This is a genomic window from Geobacter sp. (assembly GCA_009684525.1).
Taxonomy (GTDB): Bacteria; Desulfobacterota; Desulfuromonadia; order Geobacterales; family DSM-12255; genus Geoanaerobacter.
The window spans coordinates 78,148-99,713 of the sequence record WKKR01000008.1; the positions used below are offsets into that span (position 1 = coordinate 78,148).

The following is a 21,566-nucleotide window of genomic DNA, read 5'->3' on the forward strand; positions in this document are numbered from 1 at the left end:
GGAGATTGTATGAAGCGTATTGCCTCGATGATTGCCCTTTCACTAACCCTTGTGCCCCTTGCCGCATACGGCTTTGGCTCCATGGCCCCGCCGGTGCAGGGTGCCATGTCCAGTGCCGCTCATGCCCAACCGGTTGCCCAGCCTGCTCCCCCCGCCATGAGTGGCAACATTACCGGCCATGTGGTGCAGACCATCGACAGCGGCGGTTACACCTATGTACTGCTGAAAAAGGCCGACGGCACCAAGCTCTGGGTGGCAGCTCCCGAGCTGAAGGCCGCTGTGGGAGAACAGGTTACCTTTGGCGGCGGCATGGAGATGGTCAATTTCAAGAGCTCCACCCTGAAGCGGACCTTTGACAAGGTGATCTTTTCCAACGGCCTGATCAAGGACGAGAAGGCGAAAGGAGCGAAGGGGAAGGAAGCCGCCACGGAATCGCAGTCGCCCGGCAGCCAGGGAGCGGCGGTGGCGGTTGCCGACGAGAAGATCAAGGTGAAGAAGGCCGCTGGCGCCAATGCCTACACCGTTGCCGAGATCTTCAAGAAAAAGGACAAGCTGAAGAACAAGCCGGTGGTCGTCAACGGCAAGGTGGTCAAGGTCTCCTCCGGCATCATGAACCGGAACTGGGTCCATATCCAGGACGGGACCGGCAACCATGCGACCGGCAATAACGACCTGGTGATCACTTCCGACGCCATTCCGCTCGTGGGCGATATGGTCACCGTGTCCGGCAAGCTGGAGACGAACAAGGATTTCGGCTCCGGTTACTTCTACAAGGTCATCATCGAGAAGGCAAAGATTACCACCAAATAGTCGTTCCATACATCTGTTGCTCGTCAAAGCCCCCGGATATCGGGGGCTTTTTTTGTAATTTGCCCCGCTTTGTGGAATATATTTTGCTCTTTTAATGGCGCTGAATCTGTGCGTGTTTCGTATAATGAGGAATATGCAAGGATATCGGTCAAGTATGCAGTGCGTGAGGAGGCGTGATGCAGGCCCTGTTCGGATACGTGCCGCGATTTACCATGATTTATACAGTGTTATTGCTATGTGTGGCAGGCCGGGCAGGTGCGATCGAATGTTATCAATGCCATGGTACGGCTTCCTCACGTGACATCCGCCCCCTCGATGCAACGGAACGGAGCGTCTCCACCGGCGGTTTCAGGGGCAACCACCGGAGTCATGTCGATCCCGGTTCTGATGCCGGTTCCTGTGTCAAATGCCACTCCGATGCCGCGGCCTATGGTCCCGGACACCGTAACGGTCAGATTGACCTCTCGGCCGACATCAATGCTTCTCCTGTAGTAGCCGTCTATCGTAACGGTTCTACGACATTCCCCCAGCGTGCCAATCCGAGGCTGGGGAGCTGTACGAATGTCAACTGCCATTTCGAGCGTGAGACGCCGGTCTGGGGCAGCCCGTCCCTGGCGGCTCCGAGCGGCTGCAGCCAGTGCCACGGCACACCGCCGGCCGGCGGCGGCAGCGGTGCGGCAGGAAGTCACGCAAAACATGCGGAGATCTTTCCCGGCACTGAGGGGTGTGCTGTCTGTCATGATGACCACCTTGCCGAGGTCAACCCCTTTGCCCATGCCACCAGCGCTGGCCGGCGCCCTCTGAGCCTGCGGCTCCCCGGCGGCAGCTACAGCGGCAGCCTTGACGACTACCTGCCGAAAAGCGCCGACAATCAATTCGGCAGCTGCTCCGGGGTGTATTGTCACAGCGACGGCACCAATATCGTCACCGGTACACTCTCCACCGGCACGCCGGTGTGGGGTGCTGCTGACGTTTGCGCCGCCTGCCACGGCAACCCGCCTGCCTATGCCAGCGGCTCGCCCAAGGCAAACAGCCACCAGAAACACCCCTTTGGCTGTAACCGCTGCCACACCGCTACCACCACCAATGGCACGGCCATTACCACAAAGGCCAATCACCGCAACGGCAGCTACGAGCTCTCCGGCCCCGCCGGCGAAGCGTTCTCCTATGGCGGCGTGCGGCAGTGCACCAACAGCTATTGCCACGGTAACGGGACCAACGTCGCCACCGGCGCGGCAGCCAACGGCACCACGACCCCTTCCTGGGGGAGCGGAGCCGCGCTCAGCTGCGCTGCCTGCCATGCCTTCCCTCCTGCCTACGCCAAGGGGACGCCCAAGGCCAACGCCCACCTGCTGCACAACTCCTACGGGTACACCTGCAGCCAATGCCATTATGCAACCACCCGCGATGGCGCCACCCTTGCCGACGCAAACACCGCTCACGCAAACCGTGCCTATGACGTCTCCGGCCCGCCGGGCAAGCCGGTGACCTACACCTATGGTGCCACAGGCGGCAGCTGTACCGCGTATTGCCACAGCTCCGTCCAGGGAAAGTTGAATCCGGCCGATCCGCCGGTCTATGCCAGCCCCAAATGGAGCGACAGCTACATCCGCAGCTGCCGGAACTGCCACAAGGCCGGCTATCATGCCTATGACAGCTTCCTGATGGATACCGGCAGCCACTTCAAGCATCTGCAGTTCGACTCCACTTCTCATACCTGCCGGATGTGTCACTACACGGCCAGGTACGGCAGTGCCGGCAGCTGCTACGAATGCCACAATCCCAATACGACCTTCATCGGCTCGAATCCGCACTACGACACTTCGCCCCGTGGCCCGGAACATGCCAACGGTGTCGTTGACGTGGCGTTTCATCCCGATTTCCCGGCAGCCGGCGCCACCGGCAGCTATTCGGGCGACACCATGCCCGGCACGGCCTACGGGACATGCACCAATCTCTACTGTCACAGCCAGGGGACCAGGGCAACGCCTCCCTATGCTCCGGCCAATATCCCGACGGTCACCTGGGGTTCCGGTCCGCTGCCCGTGGACTGTTCCGGCTGCCATGGCGGCGACATCAACGCCTCCATACCGATGGCAACCCAGTCGCACGACAGGCATATCGGCTTCGATTGTGCCAAATGCCACGCCGGCACTGCCTACAACAGCCGGAGTGCCATCCCCAACAAGCCCTTGAGCGTGGAATACCAGATGTACTCAAAGGGGAGTTATCACGCCAACGGGAATGTGGAGGTCTGGTTCCTCAATACGACCACTGCCATCAACGGTACCTATGCCGGGCAGACCGTCACCATCAACCGGGTGCCCGGCACCACGCCGGGACGCTGCACCAATATCTACTGCCACTCCGACGGCACCGTTGTGGTTACCGGTGCGGTCTTTACCAACAACTCAACGCCACTCTGGGGGACGAGCGGGCGGCTCGATTGCGGTTCATGCCATGGCAACCCGCCCGCCTACCCGGACGGCGACCCAAAGGGGAATGCCCATCAGAAGCACAGCGCCGACTGCAAGTCGTGCCATTATCAAACCACTGCCGACAACAGCACCATCAACGACAGGAAAAAGCACGCCCAGCATCGCTATGAGGTGAGCGGAGCGCCGGGGATCACCCTGACGTACTCCTATGCCGCCAACGGCAGCAGTTGCTCCAATGTCAGCTGTCACAGTAGCGGCGGAGCCTCCCGCGACTGGGGAACCAGCTGCATCCACTGTCACGGCATGCCGCCGGCCTATCCCAACTACAACCCGAAGGCCAACAGTCATCTGGGGAGCCACGCCGCGCTCGGCTGCCAGCATTGCCACTACAGCGTCACCATTACCGGCAAGACGATCAGCGATACCTCGCTGCATAACAACGGGAAGTACACGATCGCACCCGGACCGGGTGTCGCCTTCACCAACAACACCAGCAACACCAGGCGTTGCAGTAACGTCTCCTGTCACAGCGACGGCACGTCGGTTGCCACCGGCGCGCCCCACTCGGTGGGCATCTCGGACTGGGGGAACACTGCCCTTTCCTGCTATGGCTGCCATCGGGACATGTACAACCTGGCAACCTTCGATTATCCCAACGGTTCTCCCAAGGCCAACAGCCACTACGCCCACTGGTATAAGGGGATGAACTGCCGGAGCTGCCATTATTCCGTTACCACCGACGGTTATTCCATCAGCACTCCGGCCAAGCACAAGAACGGACAGTACGACCTGACGGCGCCGACCTGGGCCAAGCCGTTTACCTATACCTTTGCCAGCGGCGGCGGCACATGCGCTTCCCTTTCCTGCCATTCCGACGGGACATACATCGCCACCGGGGCAACCGTCACCTCGTCCGCCACCTGGGGAGGGGCAAGCCTCGGCTGCGGCTCCTGCCATGGCAATCCGCCCGCCTATGCCAATGGTGCGCCCAAGAAGAACAGCCATACGGCTCATGCCGATTATGTCTGCCAGTTCTGCCATTCCAGCGGCGGAAGCGGTTACACGCATGCCGACGGCAGCTATTCCGTCTATCCGGCCTATTCGAACGCCCCGCTTTCCTATTCCTTCTCGGTTGGCGGTGGCTCCTGTAGCAACACCTACTGCCACAGCGATGGCACCTATGCGGCAAGCGGCGTTATCGGTAGTCCGAAGACGCTTTCCTGGGGCGGTTCGTCCCTCAACTGCACCTCGTGCCACGGCATGCCGCCTGCCTATGCCGACCGCACTCCCAAGTCGAACCTGCATGCGGAGCATGCTGCCTACGGATGCCAGGTCTGCCATGCCGAAATCACCACGGATGGCGTAACCATTGCCAACAGGGCACGCCACGCCGACCGTTTCTACGATGTGGCGAGCGACGGGACGGCAACCTTCACCTACACCTTCAATACCGGCGGGAGCAGCTGTGCCAGCGTATCCTGCCACACAACAGCGCCGGCAAATGCCAACTGGAGCCATTATGCCAACGCCCCGGTCTCGATCTACAATGACCCCATCACCATTCCGACAGTATCGGTGACCGTGACCGTCGTGGCGAAATTCAGCGAGGATATGGATCCTTCCACCCTTAACCCGGAGACCTTCACCCTGGCAAACGGAGCGACACCGGTCTCTGCTGCGGTCAACTACGACCCGGCGACGCGGACCGCTACCCTGACCCCGACTGCGCCCCTCGAATATGGCAATCCCCATGTTGCCACGCTCACCACCGGGGTGCGCAACGCCCTGGGCGGCACGCTCTCCCGTGCGTACACCCTGAACTTCACCACACAGTCCTCGCCGCAGCGGGTTACCCTGCTCCTGGCGACATTTCCGGGCTGGTGGATCTCGCCGTTCGGTGGAAACGGCTGGACCGGCATCTATCCAGGCTACAACGGCGGTACCGCACTTTACAACATGACCGACGGGTACGTGAAGACCACGGAGTCAGGCACTATCGACAACCAGCTCATATCCCCGCCGCTGGATTTCACCGGTTACCAGTCGGCCCTGGTCTCTTTCAGTTCCGCACTGTCGATCACCAATGTCAGCACTGTCGCCGATATCGACGTCAGCGTCAACGGCAGCGGTGGCCCCTGGATGAACGTCGCCCGAGCCACCTACGGGAACGCAAACCTGAGCGGTGCCAACTTCTCGCTACTGGCCAAGGGAAAGAGCAACGTGGTGCTCCGTTTCAGGTTCACCTCAAGTAACAGCTCAGCAACCGGCTACTGGGGACTCGATAACATCTACATCTACGGCGATCCCCGTTGACAGGAGCGGGGTGCTGCCTGTGCCGCGGTTCCCGTGCCAGCGGCAGGGAAGAATGCCACAGAATGGCAATGTCGAAGATAATGAGAGAAAGTGTTCGTTTTGTCGCGCTTTTTTGCTCGGCTCGGCGGTTTGGGAGGGCATGGTAATTGCTTAATTGATATGGTCTCATGTTTAAATTTTTTGCCATGGCGTCTGAATGCGCTATCTGGCGGCATCTGCGGGGTGCATGCGCATGTTTCGCTTGAAGCCGGGTCTGTCATTTGCCTGTCAGATGACACTGTTTCTGCTCGTTCTGCCGTTTCCCGCAGCTGCCATCGAATGTTACCAGTGTCACGGCAGTTCAGGCAGTGCGGATTACCGACCGCTCGATGCCCCCTACCGCAATATCACCAGCGGCGGCTTCCAGGGGAATCACCGGACCCATATGGCAGGGCCGGCCAGCGCTGCCGCCTGCGCCGCCTGTCACCCCGGTGCCGCTGCCTATGGCCCGTCGCACCGTAACTCCCTAATCGAGCTCTCTCCGAACATCAACGACTCCCCCCTTGCTGCCGTCTACCGGAACGGTTCGACCGCCTTTCCGCAGCGCACCGCGCCCCGGCTGGGCAGTTGCAGCAACGTCAACTGCCACTTCGAGCGGCAGACCCCGATCTGGGGCAGCCAGCCTTTTACTGCTCCGGGCAGTTGCAGCCAATGCCACGGCGCTCCCCCCCAGGGTGGTGCCAGCGGTCTGATCGGCAGCCATACCACGCACAACAACTATTATGGCGGGATCGACAAGTGCCGCCTCTGCCATGCCGACAACCTCGGCGCATTGGCCCCCTTTGCCCATGCCACCAGCGCCGGCAGGAGGCCGCTCATCGTCACGCCGCACAACCCCGCGGGGGTCCCCGGCGGCACCTATGCGGGACCGCTCGATGATTACCTGCCCAGTAGCCCTGCCAAGCAGTTCGGCAGTTGCAGCATGGTCTATTGCCATTCCACGGTTCAGTCCGGGAGCGACGGGACCGGCCCGCCGGTTTACGGGACACCTACCTGGGGAGCCGCCACCGGTTGCAAGGGGTGCCATGCCGAGATTGACGACCATGGCGGGATTGCTGCGGATGGGGAACGATGGATTGCCACCGGGAACCATCGAACCCACAATGCCTATCGCTTCGATACCTACGGTTCAGTCATCGTCAAGTGCACCATGTGCCATTCCTGGACACTTGGCCCGCTCGGCGGCGGCTGCGGCGGCCGCTGCCACACGGACAACCAGAAGCTGTATGCCAACCATGCCAACGGCAAGGTAGATGTTGTCTTCAAGCCCGAGTTCACCGTTGGCAGCTACAGCGGCAGCGGCATTCCGCGTAGCGGCTTCGGCAACTGCTCCAATACCTACTGCCACAGCAACGGCTCCTCGGTGGCGACCGGTTCCATCCCGGCCAACACCACGGTGCGTTGGGGATCGCCAACACTTGCCTGTAACGGCTGCCACGGCTATCCGCCGGCCTATGCCAACGGCTCGCCCAAGGCAAACAAGCATGGCAACCATAGCTTCGGCTGCAACGTCTGCCATAGCGCCACCACCAGCGACGGCGCCACCATAATCGCTCCGGGCGGCTACTACGGGATCGAGAATCACGTCGACAAGGCCTACACGGTCGTTGCCGGTGGTGGCGCCTCGTTTACCTACGCGTTTGCGACAACTGGGGGGAGTTGCACCAGCATAAGCTGCCATCAGGGGGGGAATGCGAGTTGGGGAAGCAGTACCAGTCATGCTGCCGAGCTGGGGACAGGCGTCATTCTGATGGGCCTGGACAACAGCGACCATGGTACCGGCTTCGGGATCGAGGAGAACTGCTCGCTATGCCACTACGCCAGCCTGGCTGCCCAGCATGCCAACAACTGCGCGCTCTGCCATGCAGGCGCCAACTTGGCCGGGTCACTGATCGGCAGCTGGAACCGGACCTGTCAGCAGGGAGCGTGCCACCCTTCGTTCCACACAGAAATGACCGGCGATCACAACGGCATCTACTGGGATTCATCATCCAGTTGCGCCCTCTGCCACGATACCAGCGGCGGGGATTTCCCCGGGCCTGGGGACAACTGCCTCCGCTGCCATAACCCGTCCCTCACGGCGGCTGCGGTCGGCGACCATCTGCCGCCCACAACGGTCACGGATGCGCTTGCCCTCTATGTCGGGCCGGGCGTCATCCATCTGACCGCCACGGACGCCGGCACCTCCGGGGTCTCGCTCACCCGTTTTTCCCTGGATGGCAAGACCTGGGTGCTGGGGAACGCGGCCTATTTTTCCGCACCGACCAGCGGGTCGCGCAGCCACACCCTGCAGTTCTACTCTACCGACCATGCCATGAACATCGAGGCAGTGCAGACCATCACCTTTGTCGTCCAGGCAGCAGGGGGCTAGCGGCGGACTGCCCGCAGCGCTCCGCCCTGCGTTCCGTCTCAGTCGATCGGCCACCCCTTCTCAAACCCCTCCGGAAAGAATTTCTCCCTGGTCCGGTTAAAGTAGCCGTACTGGATGTGCGGGAACGCCTCCTTGATCCTCTGCATCATCCGGTACATGCCGATCCCCCGCCCCTTGACTCCCATTCTCTTGTTGTAGAAATCCGGATCGATGGAGAGGTTGCGCATCTGGATCATGTCCACTCCGGTCCGGCCGATAAAGGCGAGCAGCTTCTCCACCTCGTCGGGATGGTCGGTGACGCCGGGGGAGACCAGGTAGTTGATCATAGTGAAGCGGTCGGCCTCTTTCGCTATTTTCAGCGATTCCTCCACTGCATCGAAGCGGTACTGCACCGGCCGGTAATAGGCATTGTAGAGCTCCTCGCGCACCGAGTTGAGGGAGAAGCGGAACGAGTCCATGCCGGCGTCGCAGAGCAGTCGAATCCGGTCGGGAAAGGAGCCGTTGGAGTTGAAGTTGACCGTGCCGCGGCTGGTGGCCCCCTTCAGCCGCCGGGTCGCTTCGGCTACGGTCTCCGCCTGCATGATCGGGTCCCCTTCGCACCCCTGGCCGTAGGAGACGATCGGCTCGTCCGCTTCGTTCAGGTGCGGCAACATCAGCTCGCAGATCTCTTCCGGGGTGGGGACAAAGCTGATCCGCTCGTGATTGGAGGGGCAACAGTCCGACGGCTGCAGGCTGATGCAGCCGAGGCAGCGTGAGTTGCAGGCCGGTGAGGTGGGGATGGGGGCCTCCCAGCGGCGGTAGAAAAGGTTCTTGGCGGCAAAGCAGTGGTAGTCGACGGCGCAGCGGGCAAGCTGCACCAGCAGGCGGTTGCCGGGGAATTCTGCCACCCGCTGCCGGACCAGGGGGTCGAGCAGGCGGTCGTCGTAGTTGCGCGGCAGCCAGTTTTCGTTGGTGTCCACCCTGGTCGCCGCCACCACGAACCGTTCCGTCTCTTCGTCCCAGCCCACGGCGGTGTAGGACCACAAGGGGAGGTGGACCTTCTTCCGACTGTAATCGCAGGCTGGCAGCAGGGTCCGAACGTAGCCCGGCGCCATGAAGGCGGAAACCGCCTGGATGCGCATATCGCGCCGTCCCTCGCGGACCGTCTCCACCGTGGCGAACTTGCGCTGCCGCTCGTCCCAGGCAATGGGCGGGGTCTGGGGGATGGTGAAGAGCCGGCTGTCCTCCGGAAGCGGGATCAGTTCCACGGTCTCGGGGAGCACCGGTTCGGTGCCGTTCATGCCGGCCATGCAGAGGTAGGGATGGTCGAAGATATTCCCTTTGGCATCGGCATAGAGGAGTTTGGGGAGGGGGCGTCGTTTCATAAGTCTCTCTGTACAGTGCTGGGGGAGCAGTCAGGCCCGCTGCTGCCGCAACGGCAACAGGCCGCCCCGATCCGGAGCGGCCTGTTGCGGGTTCATGCCGGCTGGTGCTGCTACCAGTTCTCGGCGAGCAGCTCGAAGTGTGCCCTGGGGTGGACGCAGGCAGGGCAGGAGTCGGGGGCGTCGTTGCCGGTGTGCAGGTAGCCGCAGTTGCGGCAGCGCCAGACCACTTCCTGCTCGCGGTGGAAAACCTGGTTGTTCTGGATGTTTGCCTGCAGGTCGCGATACCGTTTTTCGTGCTGCCGCTCTGCCACGGAGATCGCGTCAAAGGCAGCGGCAATCACCGGGAAGCCCTCGGCACGCGCCGTGGCGGCAAAGCCGGGGTAGAGGACGCTGTGCTCGTGGTATTCCCCTCCGGCGGCGGCCAGCAGGTTGTCGCTGGTCGAGCCGATCGTGCCGGCCGGGAAGCTGGCGACGACCTCCGCCTCCCCCCCTTCCAGGAACTTGAAGAAGCGCTTGGCATGCTCCTTCTCCTGGTTGGCGGTCTCCTCGAAGATCTCGGCGATCTGCACATACCCTTCATTACGCGCCTTGGCGGCGAAATAGGTGTAGCGGTTGCGTGCCTGGCTTTCGCCGGCAAAGGCAGCCATCAGGTTCTTTTCGGTCTGGGTCCCTTTCAGGCTCATGCGTGTTTCTCCTTTCGTCTCCCGGGTTGTTGAAAAACAGCCATCTCGCCGCCGTCCTCGAAAGGCCTCCTTGTGCGGCGTAGCGTGGCTCAAGCCTCCGCGGCGCCTTCTGCGGGTGCGACGATCTGACTATTTTTGAACAACCTGAGGTTTAATAACCTGTTATCTGTTTACTGTCAGCGGACCAGTTTGGACAATTTCTTGAATTCTTCGGTGCCCGCCACCTTCAGCAGCTGGAAGAGCGCGGCTTCGGTGGAGGTGATGACGGCGCCGGCAGCACGGGCGGTTTCCAGGCCGACGAACCAGTTGTCCTTGCGCCGGCTCATGACGGCGTCACGGACCAGGTGGACGACAAAGCCGGCATCGAGGAGTTCCAGCACCGTCTGCAGCACGCAGACATGGGTCTCCATGCCGGTGATGATCACCTGTTTCCGCCCCAGCGCCTTCAGGCGGTCGGGGAAGGGGGTCTCGCCGCAGCAGCTGAAGGTCATCTTCTCGATGGCCGGCTCGGCGAGCCTGTCCTTGAGGAGGCAGAGGGTCTCGCCCAGCCCCTTGACATACTGCTCCGTGGCGACCTGCGGCATGCCCAGCTCGCGGGCCGCTTCCTGCAGGATGCCGATGTTGGTGGTGAGGCGCTCCAGCACCTTTTCGTCCATGGCGCGGCAGAGCTTTTCCTGCACGTCGATCACTACCAGCACTGCATCGTTTCTGTCGAGAAAGAACTGCTCCTTGATGCCCATGGCGATCTCCTTATCGTACTGTCGTCGCTGCAACGGACGTGGCCGCTGTCAGTCCTTTTTCAGTTCGATCCCCAGCTCCTGGATCTTCTTGCGCAGGGTGTTCCGGTTGATGCCGAGGATGTCGGCGCCGCGGACCTGGTTACCGCGGGTCTTTTCCAGGACGAAGCGGATCAGGGGGCGCTCCACCTGGGCTAGTACCATGGTGTAGATATCGCCGCTCTGCATCTTGTCCATGTTGGCAAAGGAGGTCCGCAGCTTCATCTCCACGATCCCCTCCAGGGAAAGCTCCTCGCCGGTGGTCGCATCGGTGGCCGGGCGCTGCTGGGTGCGCAGACCGGGGAAGTCCTCGGTGGTCAAAAGCTGGTCCGATGAGAGGATGACCGCACGCTTGATGGTGTTTTCCAGCTCGCGCACGTTCCCCGGCCAGGCATGGGAGCTCAGCAGTCGGAGCGCGGCCGGGTCGCACTGGCGCACGGGAATCTCCAGCTCACTGCAGGTCTTGGCCAGGAAGTAGTCCACCAGGGCCGGGATATCTTCGCGTCGTTCCCTGAGCGGAACCAGGGTGATCGGCACCACGTTCAGCCGGTAGAAGAGGTCTTCGCGGAAGGCGCGGCGCCGGACCATCTCCTCCAGGTCCTGGTTGGTGGCGGCGATGACTCGCACATCCACGACGATGTTCTGGCTGCCTCCGGTGCGGGTGACTTCACGTTCCTGCAGCACCCGCAGGATCTTGGCCTGCAGGTCCAGCGGCATGTCGCCGATCTCGTCGAGGAAGATGGTGCCGCCATTGGCCTGCTCGAATTTCCCCAGTTTCCGTTCGGCCGCGCCGGTGAAGGCCCCTTTCTCGAAGCCGAACAGCTCCGATTCCAGGAGCTCCTTGGGGATGGCGGCGCAGTTGAGGGCGATGAACGGCTTGCCCAGTCGCCGGGAGTTGAAGTGGATCGCTCTGGCGATCAGCTCCTTGCCGGTGCCCGACTCTCCCTGGACCATCACGGTCACGTCCGACGGGGCCACCTTGCCGATGGTCTTGTAGACCTCGCGCATGGCCGAGGAGTTGCCGATGATAGTCTTTTCCAGCTGGTAGCGGTCTTTCAGCTCCTCCTTGAGCAGCGAGACCTGAGAGGTCATCTCCCGGGCCCGGTTGACCTTTTCCACGATGGCGTCGATCACGTCCAGGTCGAACGGCTTGGTGAGGTAGTCGTAGGCACCGCGCTTCATGGCCTCCACGGCGTTCTTCATGCTCGCCTCGGCGGTCATGATCACCACCAGGAGGTCCTGCTTCGACTCCCTGACCCGGTCCAAGAGGTCGAGTCCCGAGATACCGGGCATCTTGATGTCGAGGATGGCCAGATCATAGGTGCTTGCCTGGATCATCCGGAGCGCCTGTTCGCCGTCGGCGGCCAGGTCCACGGTGAACCCCTTCTTTTTCAGGGCCTTGGAGAGGACCCAGCGCATGCTCTCCTCGTCGTCGGCGACGAGAATCCTGTTCAGTGCCATAACAAACCTCGAGAATCGTGAGTGGTGAGGCGAAAAAGCCTCGATCCTGCTGCCGGACCGGGCAGCGATCCTATTGTATCAGGGGCAGCATGACGGTGAAGGTCGTCCCTTTTCCCTTGACGGAGTTGACCTTGATCATGCCGCGGTGCTCGGTGACGATCTTGTGGCAGAGCGCCAGACCCAGGCCGGTGCCGCGCGACTTGGTGGTGAAGAAGGGGGTGAAGAGCTGTTCGACCTGCTCCCTGGACATCCCCTGGCCGTCGTCGATCACTTCCACGGCAACCATCCGGAGCCGCTGCTCCCCCTTCTTGGTCATGGTGTATTCGGCCAGCACCCGGCTTGAGACCCGGATCATGCCATGTTCCCCCACCGCCTCCACGGCGTTCTTGATCAGGTTGAGGAAGAGCTGGGTCAACTGTTCCTCGTCGGCCAGGATCGGCGGGATGCTCGGGTCGAACTGCTGCTGGAAGGTGATGGTCCGCTCCCCGATGCCGCTCTTCTGCAGCATGACGATGTCGCCGATCACCTGGTGCAGGTTCACCTTGGTGAGCTGCAGCCTGCGGGGGGTGGTCAGCGCCAGGAGTTCCTCGACGATCCGGTTGACCCGTTGTACCTCCTTGATCATGACCCCGGTGTAGTCCAGGAGTTCACTACCAAGAGGGAGTTCTTTTTCCAGGAGTTGCGCCGCCCCCTTGATCCCCCCCAGCGGGTTCTTGATCTCGTGGGCGAGCCCTGCCGCCAGGGTCCCCAGTGCTGCAAGCCGGTCCGCGGTTCTGACCGCCTCCTCAAGCTCCCTGATGCTGGTCAGATCGCGCAGGGTCAGGATCGTGCCGGTCCGTTCGCCGTTTTCCAGGAGCAGCGGCGAGGTGGTGGCGCTGACCGGGATCGGATGGCCGGTCCGGGAGAGGACCAGGTTCTCGTGATCGGAGATGGTCATGCCTGTCTCGGCCGTCTTTGCCACCATCTCCAGCAGGAGAACCTCCCCCTTGAAAATGGCGGTGAAGGCCATCCCCTGGGCCATGCGCCGGGAGATGCCGGTGAGTTGCTCGGCTGCCGGGTTCATCAGTGTCACTGCGCCGCTGGCGTCCATGACGATGACGCCGTCGCCGACGCTGTCGATGACGTTGGCGTAGAATTCCTGAATCTGATCGGTCAGTCCGCCCATGTTCCCTTCCGCATGAAGAAATTGCAGACCTCGGCAATCAGCTGCTTCCGGTCCTCGATCCGGTTGACCAGGTCGCGGAACCTGCTGGCGCCGGGAAGCCCCTTGGCGTACCAGCAGAGGTGCTTGCGCATCTCCCGCACCGCCACCCGCTCGCCGGCCAGGGCGATGAAGGCCTCCAGGTGCTGAAGCGCCACCTGGAGCCGTTCCTCGGTGGATGGCAGGGACGGTTCCTCTCCTGCCATGATCTGCAGCGCCTCGCGGAATATCCAGGGGTTGCCCATGGCGCCGCGGGCGATCATGGCGCCGTCGCAGCCGCTTTCTGCCAGCATGGCCGTCACCGCCCGGGGAGTGAAGAGATCGCCGCTCCCCAGTACCGGGATACGCACCTGCTGCTTCAGCTCGGCGATCTGGCTCCAGTCTGCCGTGCCGTCGAACATCTGGCAGCGGCTCCGGGGGTGCAGGGTGATGGCGTCGCATCCCTCTGCCTCGGCAATCCGCGCCACCTCGAGGAAGGTGCGGTCGCCTGCCTGCCAGCCCGATCGGATCTTGACGGTGAACGGCAGGTCGGTTGCCCGTCGTACCGCCCGGACGATGGTGGCGATCTTCCCGGTATCCCTGAGGAGCGCGCTGCCGGCACCGCTGTTCACGACCTTGCGCACCGGGCAACCCATGTTGATGTCCACCAGGTCGCCGTAATCGCCGGCAGTCCGGGCCGCCTGCGCCAGAAGGGTCGGATCGTCGCCGAACAGCTGGACTCCCAGCGGCCGGTCCGTCGGCCCGCTTGCCATCAGCGCCAGGGATTTTCTGCCGTCATGGGCCAGGCCGTTGACGCTCACCATTTCCGTGAAGCAGAGCGATGCCCCGTAGTGCCGGGCGAGAAGCCGCATCGGACCGTTGGTAATTCCGGCCATCGGCGCAAGTATCAGATTGTTGGCCAACTGCAGGGGGCCGATGGTAAGTTGTCTCTGCATGGGGATATGGAAATTTCTGCCTAATTTTTGGGCATAATAGCACGGGGGTGTAAAAAGGCAAGGGAAATTCTGTCCCTTGATGCAGGGGAGAGATCGGTTGACATTTCGATATGGGGGGAGTATACAGCGAAAAACGGCCGGGTTTTAGCCGGTCGCGCCACCGGTAAGGAGCAGCGATGGAAATCATGGGTGGTTTCATGGTGATGTTCAGTGTCCTCGCCTTTTTTCTGACCGTGGTCTGGTTCGTCTTCCCCTTTGTGGTCTTCGCCATGAAGGGAAAACTCGACCGGGCCTATCTCAAGCTCGAGGACATGGAGCAGCGGCTGGCAAACATCGAGGCCCGTCTCGACGTTCTGTGCCCTCTCGACCGCTCCGAAACACCTCCTCCTCCCGCAGACCCTCCCGAGGCCTCTGCCCCTTGACTTACGGTTTCGGCCGTTTCTTTTCCGCAGTCTTCCGTGCCGGTTTTTCCCCCTGCTCGGGGGGGAGCTTTCTCCGCATATAGCCGCAGAAACAGGCGACCACGCGGGCATCGAACTGGGTTCCCGCCCCTTTTTCCAGTTCCTTGAGCGCCTGGTGGGGTGACAGCGCCCCCTTGTAGGGCCGCTGGGACACCATGGCATCGAAGGAGTCGGCCACGGCAATGATCCGCGCGGTCAGGGGGATGGCGGTGCCGCGTAACCCCTGAGGATAGCCGGTGCCGTCGATCCGCTCGTGGTGGGACTGTATGCCGGGGAGCACGTCATGGAGCTGCTCGATGGGGGCGAGGATGGCCACCCCTTTTTCCGGATGGAGCCGCATGGGGGGGAACTCGTCTTCGGAGAGGAGTTCCGGCTTCTCCAGCAGCGCCTCGATGATGCCGATCTTGCCGATGTCGTGCAAAAGCCCACCCAGCCTGACCTTTTCCACATCTTCTTCCGACAACCCCAGCTCGCGGGCAATGGTGGCCGAGACCTGCATCACCCGCTCGGAATGCCCCTTGGTCCAGGGGGACTTGGCGTCGATGGCATTGGCCAGGCTGGTGACGGTGCTGATGAACAGGGTGCGCATCTGCTGGTAGTGGCGGGCATTTTCCAGGGCTACCGCCATCTGGGCGGCGATCTTCTCGATGGTGAAAGCGTCCTCCCGCATGAACTGACCCGGCGTGGTATCTCCCAGGAGGAGCACCCCCCTGGTGATCCCCTTGGCAACGAGAGGGATGGCCAGGGCGGAGTGTATCCCGGCCGCGGCCAGGGAGCGGTCGATGGGGGAGAGGTTGGGCTCCGCGGCCAGGGAGGGGAGGTAGCAGCTCTCGCCGTGCTGGAAGGCGGTGCAGGCAAGGCAGTGCCCCCTGACCTTTTTGCCCGACTGCAGGGCGGAAGGGATGATGATGTCGCGCCCCCTGACGGTCATCACCACCAGGCTCCCCTGCTGTTCCTCCAGCATGGCCACCAGTTCGCACTGGATGATCCGCTCGATATGTTCCATGGCGGTTTCGATGATGGTGGTCGGGGAAAGGGACGACGAGATCGCCTTGTTGATCTCGTCCAGGGTGAGGATTACGTCCACCCGCCGCGCCATCTCCACCGCCATGTCCAGGGATTCGTCGAACAGCCTGATATGGCTGGCGGACAGCGACGCATGGGAGACCATCTCGCGGATGATGGCGATCTCCTCGGCGGAGAAGGGGGGATAGTGGGAGGAGCGGGCGATGAACACGGCGCCGATGACCTGGTTGCGAGCCACCATCGGCACGGCCAGCAGGGTGAGGTGCTGGAGCATGCCGCGGAACTCGGGGGTAAGAAGCTCGGAGCTGGCAGTTTCGGTTATGAGGAGGTGCTGGCGCTTGCGGAGCAGGTTCTTCACCAGCGGGATCTGTTCGGACTTGAGCGGCACCTCGCGGAAGAGGTTCACGTAGCGTTTGGGAAGACCGCTGATCCGGGCCGGCAGGAAGTCGCGGTGTTCCCGGTCGAGCAGGTAGACGGCAACCCAGCGGCTCTTCACGGTTTTCTTGAGGAGCCGGGAGAGGCCGTTCACCACCTCGTCCACACTTCCCAGTCTGGCTATCTGTTCGGTGCGCTGCAGGATCGTATCGATGTCAGTCATGCGGGTAAAACTCCATTCACCCCTAGTAAACCACAAAATCGGCCATTACGCTTGCCAATATGACGAATTTTTATTAGTATGCCCGATGCTCGATGGCGTAGTGCAGCAAAATTCAGAACATATGTACAAATGCAGGAGGAAAGCCTGATGGGGCTTCTTGAGGGGAAAAAGGCGCTGATTTTCGGCGTTGCCAACGACAAAAGCATTGCCTGGGCCATTGCCGAGGCCTTTAAACGGGAAGGGGCCGATCTGGCCTTTGCCTATGCCAATGAAACCGTGGCCAAGCGGGTGATCCCTTTGGCCGAGAGCGTGGGAGCCGAACTGGTACTCCCCTGCGACGTCCGGAGCGACGAGGATATCGCTTCGGTGTTCAGTCAGGTGCGGGAGCGCTGGGGAGGGCTGGATATCCTGGTCCACTCCATCGCCTTTGCCAACAAGGAAGAACTGAAGGGATCGTTTCTCAACACCACCCGCGAAGGATTCGCCCTTGCTCTGGACGTCAGCGCTTATTCGCTGATCGCCCTGGCCAAGGAGGCGGCACCGCTCATGGAAGGCCGCCGGGGGGCGATCCTGACCCTTTCCTATTTCGGTGGCCAGAAGGTGTTCCCGAGCTACAATGTCATGGGGGTGGCCAAGGCGGCCCTTGAGATGAGCGTCCGCTACCTGGCCGAGGCTGTCGGCCAGGACGGCATCCGGGTCAATGCCATCTCTGCCGGTCCTCTCAAGACCCTGGCCGCTGCCGGGGTGGGGGGATTCAACCAGATCGCCGGCATTGTGGCGGAAAAGGCTCCACTTCGACGCAATATCACCCAGGAAGAGGTTGCCGGTGCGGCCCTTTACCTCTGCAGCTCCCTTTCCTGCGGGGTGACCGGCGAGGTGCATTTCGTCGATAGCGGTTACAATATCATCGGCCTGTAAGGTGCAATTCCTGTTTTGCACCAGTAGCGCGAGGAGCAACCGATAAAACAGCTGCACGGCAATCTCATTGGACTCAAACCGAGCCAGGTCAATGCGTTGGAGCGGCTCTACCGGCGGCGTGTGCCCGAGGGGGAACTGGTCAACCTTGAGCTGGCCCGGCTGCTCCAGGAGCTTTCCCGCGAGGTCCGTCGGCAGATCGGCATCCTGGTCAACCGTTTCGGCGAGCTGGCCTACGTGATCGTCGGCACCGACCGCGGGATCATGATCCCCGAACTTGCCGACTACCCCCTGGGCAGGCGGATGCTGCGCGGACTCCGCCTGATCCACACCCACCTGAAATACGAACCCCTTACCGACGACGATCTCACCGACCTGGCCATGCTCCGGCTCGACCTGGTGGCGGCGCTTTTGGACAGCGAACCGCCGCAGGTCCAGCTCGCCTGGCTGGTGCCGTCTGCAGCCGGTGCCCATCCCTATCACCTGGAGCCACCGGTTCCACTCTCCCGGTTCCAGTTCGATTTCCCCGCATTCATTGCCAGCCGCGAGGCGGAGCTGACCAAGGCGGCACCGGCTGCTGCCGAGGTGGGGAAGGGGGGGGAGCGGGGGATACTGATCTCGGTCACCCAGGCCGGCCATGAAGAGGCGGCCGACTCACTGGAGGAGCTGCAGGAGCTCTCCCGTACCGCCGGGGTACAGGTGCTCGACACGGTGGTGCAAAGGCCCCGCAGCCTCAACCCGCGGACGCTGATGGGGGAGGGGAAGCTGCGTGACGTGGTGATACGGGCACTGCAGCTCGGGGCGACCATGCTGGTTTTCGACCAGGAGCTCTCCCCGGCCCAGGTCCGCTCCATCTCCCAGATGACCGAGCTGAAGGTCATCGACCGGAGCCAGCTGATCCTCGACATCTTTGCCCGGCGCGCCACCAGCCTGGACGGCAAGGTACAGGTGGAGCTGGCCCAGCTCAAGTACCTCTTGCCGCGGCTTACCGGTCGCGGGGTGCAAATGTCCCGCCTCATGGGGGGGATCGGCGGCCGCGGTCCGGGTGAAACCAAGCTGGAGATCGACCGCCGCCGGATTCGCGACCGGATCGCCAAGCTGGAGCGGGTACTGGAAGAGCTTTCCGCCGGACGCTACCAGCGCCGCCAGAAACGGGTGCGGGCCGGGGTTCCCATCGTCTCCATCGTCGGTTACACCAATGCCGGCAAATCGACCCTGCTCAATGCCCTGACCAGGAGCACTGTCTTTACCGAGAATCTCCTCTTCGCCACCCTGGATACCTCCACCCGCCGTCTCCGCTTCCCCCGGGAGCGGGAGGTGATCATCACCGATACGGTCGGTTTCATCCGCTCCCTGCCTGCATCGCTCATGGGGGCCTTCAAGGCGACCTTGGAGGAGTTGCAGGACGCCGACCTGCTCCTGCACGTGGTCGACTGCTCCAGCCCCCGCTGCGCCGAGCAGGTGGAGCAGGTGGACCGGATTCTCGAAGAGCTGGGCCTGGCTGACAAGCCGCGTCTGGTGGTCTTCAACAAGAACGACCTGTTGGCCGGGCTGAAGCGGAAGAACCCACTGGCCTTCATGAAAGTCCGCCAGCTTACCCGGCGCTTGGGCGCCATCACCCTCTCCGCTTGCGACGCCACCACCTTGGAACCGCTTCTCATTGAGCTGGAGCGACGGTTCTGGCCCGGTAAGGGCTCTCCTTAAGCCGTTTCGAACCCCTCCTCAGTGTTCTCCCGTAACCGGGGCCTTGCGCGCCGGGTGTCGTGCCGCGGGCACAAAAAAACCGCCCGTCTGACTGCTACGGGCGGTGGGGAACGATCTATCGTCTGGCTACTTGCAGATCATCAGCTTGATCTGATCCTTGGTCTGGAGCTTGTCTGCCGCGATGACCTGGGATGCGAAGGATACCATTGCCAATGCTGCCACGATTGCGACCATCAGTTTGTTGATTTTCATTGTGTTGTCCTCCTTGTGGTATGTTGAATCTGTCTTAACAAATTCCAAGGAGCGTACCAACAGTGATGCCATCCGTAACCTGCCGAAAATATTGCGTGCGTTTGTTCGTGATTAATAGCTAAGGTGTGAATTTAGCGCAAAAATTGCATCTGTGCATACTCAAATTTGCACCAGTGGCGGTTGCTGCCGAGGCAGGCAAACCAGGATACCCTTCGGTATTTTTCAGCGACAGGCTCTACCGGCGGAGAGTTGTCAGGCCAGTATCCCTTTGGTGAGGAGATCCATGTAGTGCTGCAACAGCATGTCGTCGCGTTCCGGGGACTGGTTGACCACCTCCTGGGTGGCGACCGTGCTGAGGAAGTAGTAGTTGATCATGCCGACGATGGCGAGGACCGTGTCCACCGGGTTCAACCCCTTTCGGAACTGTTTCAGCAGCACCCCTTCGTTGATGGTTTCCATCAGGAAGATGATGGCCCTGCTGACGGCGGGCTGGACGATGGCGCGATAGTAGGGGGTCGGATTGGAGAGTTCGCTGCTGTAGAACTTGATGAGATTCGGGTTGCTCCGGTGTCGCTTGATGACCCAGCCGATGTACTCCCTGACCTTGCCCAGGGGGTCCAGCTCCATCTGCCGGATGGCTTCGATGTATTCGTAGCAGGAAAACTGCTCCTTCAGCACCGCTGCGTAGAGCCCCTCCTTATCTCCGCACGCGGCAATATCCTTCAGGCTGACCTGGGCAGCCGCTGCCAAGTCCCTGGTGCTTACGCCGTTCAGGCCCCGTTCGGCGAACAGCTGGGTAGCAGCTGCCATCAGCCCGCTTCTGTTCTTCTCTTTCATGGTGTCCGTTCCTTCGTTTCTTGAGGGTGCGGCCGGTACGGTCCTGCCAGTCGGGCGCCGGCAGCTCTGCACCTGCTACGGAGCGGAGAACCGTCTCGTGCAGAATCATGCCCGGTCGACAGGTTTGAACCCCGGACGGGAAAATGAGTAATCGCGGTGCGCATGATCGGTGCAATCCCCGGACAGCACCGCCATCACCTCTTCGGCAATGACCCGTTCCTCGTCGGAGGGGATGACGAAGACGGCGATCGACGAGTCGGCAGCGCTGATCCGTGCTTCTGCCCGGCCCACCGCCCCGGTCCGGTTTTTCTCCTGATCGAGCAGGATGCCGAAGCACTCCAGCCCGGCAAAGGTCTCCTGCCGGGAGATCCATTCCTGCTCACCCGTGCCGGCGGAGATGGCGATCGCATCGACCGGCCCGACAGCGGCCAGGTATGCGCCGATATATTTCTTCAGGCGATGGGATTCCATCTGCAGGGCCAGGACGCTCTGGGGGTCCCCCTCCATGGCTGCTGCCAGGTAATCGCGTCGCTGAACCTGCCTGCCGAGAATGCCGGTGATGCCGCTTTTCAGGTTGAGGATGCGATTCAGCTCCGTCATGGAGAGATCCTCCGCGTGGATCATGAAGGCCGGGATGCCCGGATCGATGTCGCCGCACCGCGTATCCATGATCGCGCCTTCCAGGGGGGTGAGACCCATGCTGGTGTCGACGGAAACCCCGTTGCGGAGGGCGCAGAGCGATACCCCCCGGTCGCAGTGGATGGTTACCAGGTTGCAGTCGACAACCGGCCTGCCCAGAAGGGCTGCAGCGCGTCGCGAGAGATAGAGATGGGACGGGCCGTGGAAGCCGAACCGCCGGACACCGTATTCTTCGTACCATTCGTACGGCAGGGGATAGAGATAGGCGCACTCCGGCATGGTCTGGTGGAATGAGGTGTCGAATACGGCGATGTGGGGGATTGCCGGCAGGAGATTCATGCAGGCCTCGGTGCCGGCGATGTTCGGCTCGTTGTGCAACGGGGCCAGCGGTGCGAGCGTGCGCATGGTTGCCAGGATCTGCTCATCGATCCGTACCGGCTGGCGGAACTCCTCCCCGCCATGCACGATCCGGTGTCCGACGGCGGCAATCTGCTGCTTGTCGTCGATAACGCCATGCTGCGGGTCGGTCAGGGTTGCAATGACCAGGTCGATGGCGTCCCGGTGATCGACACATTCCACCCGGGCCGAATAGCCCTCCCGGCCGGGGCTGCGCTGGCTGATGGATGTGCCGCCGATAGCCACCCGTTCCAGTTCGCCCGTCGCCAGTATCGACCAGTCGACTCCGGAGCAGAGAGTATAGTGAATGGAATGGATCCAACAGTTGAGGGTGAGGATATTCATGG

At 62.1% G+C, this 21,566-nt stretch carries 15 protein-coding genes; 6 read left to right on the top strand and 9 right to left on the bottom strand.

All coding sequences use genetic code 11. The features are described from left to right. The first annotated feature begins 9 nt into the window (after positions 1–9). From GJT30_18490 to GJT30_18500, 3 genes are all read left to right on the top strand, one after another. Complete coding sequence (locus tag GJT30_18490) at positions 10–810, top strand: DNA-binding protein (GenBank protein ID MSM41609.1); 801 nt, start codon at positions 10–12, stop codon at positions 808–810. A gap of 176 nt (positions 811–986) precedes the next feature. After that, positions 987–5,561 carry a CxxxxCH/CxxCH domain-containing protein gene (locus GJT30_18495; protein MSM41610.1) on the top strand — a complete coding sequence of 1,525 codons (4,575 nt, stop codon included), beginning with the start codon at positions 987–989 and terminating at the stop codon, positions 5,559–5,561. Positions 5,562–5,757: 196 nt separating this feature from the next. Then, positions 5,758–7,971: a CxxxxCH/CxxCH domain-containing protein gene (locus tag GJT30_18500; GenBank protein ID MSM41611.1), complete on the top strand. Its 2,214-nt coding sequence runs from the start codon at positions 5,758–5,760 to the stop codon at positions 7,969–7,971. 38 nt (positions 7,972–8,009) lie between these two features. On the opposite strand, the gene GJT30_18505 is transcribed toward GJT30_18500, so the two are convergent. From GJT30_18505 to dusB, 6 genes are all read right to left on the bottom strand, one after another. Continuing rightward, complete coding sequence (locus GJT30_18505; GenBank protein ID MSM41612.1) at positions 8,010–9,335, bottom strand: radical SAM protein; 1,326 nt, start codon at positions 9,333–9,335, stop codon at positions 8,010–8,012. 110 nt (positions 9,336–9,445) lie between these two features. Further along, the gene (locus tag GJT30_18510) at positions 9,446–10,018 is read right to left on the bottom strand and encodes a rubrerythrin family protein (protein ID MSM41613.1); all 573 of its coding nucleotides are present in this window, start codon (positions 10,016–10,018) and stop codon (positions 9,446–9,448) included. Positions 10,019–10,194: 176 nt separating this feature from the next. After that, the gene (locus tag GJT30_18515; GenBank protein MSM41614.1) at positions 10,195–10,758 is read right to left on the bottom strand and encodes an isochorismatase family protein; all 564 of its coding nucleotides are present in this window, start codon (positions 10,756–10,758) and stop codon (positions 10,195–10,197) included. A gap of 48 nt (positions 10,759–10,806) precedes the next feature. Continuing rightward, positions 10,807–12,255, bottom strand: coding sequence for a response regulator (locus GJT30_18520; protein MSM41615.1), 1,449 nt, complete (start codon positions 12,253–12,255; stop codon positions 10,807–10,809). A 70-nt stretch (positions 12,256–12,325) separates the two neighbouring features. Further along, a complete protein-coding gene (locus tag GJT30_18525; GenBank protein ID MSM41616.1) occupies positions 12,326–13,411 on the bottom strand; it encodes a PAS domain S-box protein in 1,086 nt (361 codons plus the stop codon). Further along, positions 13,408–14,391 (bottom strand): tRNA dihydrouridine synthase DusB, encoded by a 984-nt coding sequence (gene dusB, locus GJT30_18530; protein ID MSM41617.1) that lies wholly within the window; start codon positions 14,389–14,391, stop codon positions 13,408–13,410. Before dusB ends, GJT30_18525 begins: the two co-directional genes overlap by 4 nt. A 176-nt stretch (positions 14,392–14,567) precedes the next feature. On the opposite strand from dusB, the gene GJT30_18535 reads away from it, so the two are divergent. Next, entirely contained in the window at positions 14,568–14,813 is a 246-nt protein-coding gene (locus tag GJT30_18535; GenBank protein MSM41618.1) for a hypothetical protein, read from the top strand. Position 14,814: 1 nt separating this feature from the next. Here GJT30_18535 and GJT30_18540 read toward each other — a convergent pair whose 3' ends face one another. After that, the gene (locus GJT30_18540; protein MSM41619.1) at positions 14,815–16,476 is read right to left on the bottom strand and encodes an HD domain-containing protein; all 1,662 of its coding nucleotides are present in this window, start codon (positions 16,474–16,476) and stop codon (positions 14,815–14,817) included. A gap of 147 nt (positions 16,477–16,623) precedes the next feature. Between GJT30_18540 and GJT30_18545 the strand changes: the two genes are divergently transcribed. Together GJT30_18545 and hflX are read left to right on the top strand one after the other, a co-directional pair. Beyond that, positions 16,624–17,394: an SDR family oxidoreductase gene (locus GJT30_18545; protein MSM41620.1), complete on the top strand. Its 771-nt coding sequence runs from the start codon at positions 16,624–16,626 to the stop codon at positions 17,392–17,394. Positions 17,395–17,460: 66 nt separating this feature from the next. Then, positions 17,461–19,095, top strand: coding sequence for a GTPase HflX (gene hflX, locus GJT30_18550; protein ID MSM41621.1), 1,635 nt, complete (start codon positions 17,461–17,463; stop codon positions 19,093–19,095). A 504-nt stretch (positions 19,096–19,599) separates the two neighbouring features. On the opposite strand, the gene GJT30_18555 is transcribed toward hflX, so the two are convergent. Together GJT30_18555 and GJT30_18560 are read right to left on the bottom strand one after the other, a co-directional pair. Then, complete coding sequence (locus GJT30_18555; GenBank protein ID MSM41622.1) at positions 19,600–20,184, bottom strand: TetR family transcriptional regulator; 585 nt, start codon at positions 20,182–20,184, stop codon at positions 19,600–19,602. 105 nt (positions 20,185–20,289) lie between these two features. Further along, entirely contained in the window at positions 20,290–21,564 is a 1,275-nt protein-coding gene (locus tag GJT30_18560) for an acetate/propionate family kinase (protein MSM41623.1), read from the bottom strand. Between the last annotated feature and the right edge of the window lie 2 nt (positions 21,565–21,566).